This is a genomic window from Aeribacillus pallidus, from assembly GCF_050478865.1.
GTDB lineage: Bacteria > Bacillota > Bacilli > Bacillales > JACDOC01 > JACDOC01.
Genome location: NZ_JBCNBW010000080.1, coordinates 1 through 3,045, shown reverse-complemented (window position 1 = coordinate 3,045; position 3,045 = coordinate 1). Strand labels below are relative to the sequence as shown.

1 rRNA gene is annotated in these 3,045 nt (G+C 53.9%); it reads left to right on the top strand.

The features are described 5' to 3' along the window. Window positions 1–141: 141 nt before the first annotated feature. Window positions 142–3,045, top strand: a 23S ribosomal RNA gene (locus tag ABES52_RS15945); the annotation flags it as partial.

Genomic DNA, 3,045 nt, shown 5'->3' with positions numbered 1-3,045 from the left:
ACGTTGCGCTTCTGTTTTGTTTAGTTTTGAAGGTTCAATCCTTCAAAACATGATGATTGTTCCTTGAAAACTAGATAAAGAAGATGAAGTAAGGCAAAGATACCGAGTATCGCCACTATTAGGATTGAGGATAATCCGAATGGTTAAGTTAGAAAGGGCGCACGGTGGATGCCTTGGCACTAGGAGCCGATGAAGGACGGGACTAACACCGATATGCTTCGGGGAGCTGTAAGTAAGCGTTGATCCGGAGATTTCCGAATGGGGGAACCCACTGCCCGTAATGGGGCAGTATCCATACCTGAATCCATAGGGTATGGAGGGCACACCCGGGGAACTGAAACATCTTAGTACCCGGAGGAGAAGAAAGCAAACGCGATTCCCTTAGTAGCGGCGAGCGAAACGGGAACAGCCCAAACCAAGAGGCTTGCCTCTTGGGGTTGTAGGACACTCTATACGGAGTTACAAAGGAACGAGGTAGACGAAGAGGTCTGGAAAGGCCCGTCAGAGAAGGTAACAACCCTGTAGTCGAAACTTCGTTCCCTCCAGAGTGGATCCTGAGTACGGCGGGACACGAGGAATCCCGTCGGAAGCAGGGAGGACCATCTCCCAAGGCTAAATACTCCCTAGTGACCGATAGTGAACCAGTACCGTGAGGGAAAGGTGAAAAGCACCCCGGGAGGGGAGTGAAAGAGAACCTGAAACCGTGTGCCTACAAGTAGTCAGAGCCCGTTCATGGGTGATGGCGTGCCTTTTGTAGAATGAACCGGCGAGTTACGATCTCATGCGAGGTTAAGCCGAAGAGGCGGAGCCGTAGCGAAAGCGAGTCTGAATAGGGCGTTTTTAGTATGAGGTCGTAGACCCGAAACCAGGTGATCTACCCATGTCCAGGGTGAAGGTAAGGTAACACTTACTGGAGGCCCGAACCCACGCACGTTGAAAAGTGCGGGGATGAGGTGTGGGTAGGGGTGAAATGCCAATCGAACTTGGAGATAGCTGGTTCTCCCCGAAATAGCTTTAGGGCTAGCCTCAAGGGAAGAGTCTTGGAGGTAGAGCACTGTTTGGACTAGGGGCCCTCATCGGGTTACCGAATTCAGACAAACTCCGAATGCCAATGACTTATCCTTGGGAGTCAGACTACGAGTGATAAGATCCGTGGTCAAGAGGGAAACAGCCCAGACCACCAGCTAAGGTCCCAAAGTATACGTTAAGTGGAAAAGGATGTGGAGTTGCTTAGACAACCAGGATGTTGGCTTAGAAGCAGCCACCATTTAAAGAGTGCGTAATAGCTCACTGGTCGAGTGACTCTGCGCCGAAAATGTACCGGGGCTAAACGTATCACCGAAGCTGTGGGTTGACACCGTTGGTGTCAGCGGTAGGGGAGCGTTCTAAGGGCGTCGAAGCTAGACCGAAAGGACTGGTGGAGCGCTTAGAAGTGAGAATGCCGGTGTGAGTAGCGAAAGAAGGGTGAGAATCCCTTCCACCGAATGCCTAAGGTTTCCTGAGGAAGGCTCGTCCGCTCAGGGTTAGTCGGGACCTAAGCCGAGGCCGAAAGGCGTAGGCGATGGACAACAGGTTGATATTCCTGTACCACCTCTTCACCGTTTGAGCGATGGGGGGACGCAGGAGGATAGGGTAAGCGCGCGACTGGTTGTGCGCGTCCAAGCAGTTAGGCTGGTGACGAGGCAAATCCCGTCACCGTAAGGCTGAGCTGTGATGGCGAGGGAAATCAAGTACCGAAGTTCCCGATTCCACACTGCCAAGAAAAGCCTCTAGCGAGGTGAAAGGTGCCCGTACCGCAAACCGACACAGGTAGGCGAGGAGAGAATCCTAAGGTGAGCGAGAGAACTCTCGTTAAGGAACTCGGCAAAATGACCCCGTAACTTCGGGAGAAGGGGTGCTCTTTGGGGTGCATAGCTCCGAGGAGCCGCAGTGAATAGGCCCAGGCGACTGTTTAGCAAAAACACAGGTCTCTGCGAAGCCGTAAGGCGAAGTATAGGGGCTGACGCCTGCCCGGTGCTGGAAGGTTAAGGAGAGGGGTTAGCATTCGCGAAGCTCCGAACCGAAGCCCCAGTAAACGGCGGCCGTAACTATAACGGTCCTAAGGTAGCGAAATTCCTTGTCGGGTAAGTTCCGACCCGCACGAAAGGCGTAACGATCTGGGCACTGTCTCAACGAGAGACTCGGTGAAATCATAGTACCTGTGAAGATGCAGGTTACCCGCGACAGGACGGAAAGACCCCGTGGAGCTTTACTGCAGCCTGATATTGAATTTTGGTACAGCTTGTACAGGATAGGTAGGAGCCGTGGAAGCCGGAGCGCCAGCTTCGGTGGAGGCGTCGGTGGGATACTACCCTGGCTGTATTGAAATTCTAACCCGCGCCCCTGATCGGGGCGGGAGACAGTGTCAGGTAGGCAGTTTGACTGGGGCGGTCGCCTCCTAAAAGGTAACGGAGGCGCCCAAAGGTTCCCTCAGAATGGTTGGAAATCATTCGCAGAGTGTAAAGGCATAAGGGAGCTTGACTGCGAGACCTACAAGTCGAGCAGGGACGAAAGTCGGGCTTAGTGATCCGGTGGTTCCGCATGGAAGGGCCATCGCTCAACGGATAAAAGCTACCCCGGGGATAACAGGCTTATCTCCCCCAAGAGTCCACATCGACGGGGAGGTTTGGCACCTCGATGTCGGCTCATCGCATCCTGGGGCTGTAGTCGGTCCCAAGGGTTGGGCTGTTCGCCCATTAAAGCGGTACGCGAGCTGGGTTCAGAACGTCGTGAGACAGTTCGGTCCCTATCCGTCGTGGGCGCAGGAAATTTGAGAGGAGCTGTCCTTAGTACGAGAGGACCGGGATGGACGCACCGCTGGTGTACCAGTTGTCCCGCCAGGGGCATCGCTGGGTAGCTATGTGCGGAAGGGATAAGTGCTGAAAGCATCTAAGCATGAAGCCCCCCTCAAGATGAGATTTCCCATCACGTCAAGTGAGTAAGATCCCTGAAAGATGATCAGGTTGATAGGTCCGAGGTGGAAGCGTGGTGACACGTGGAGCTGAC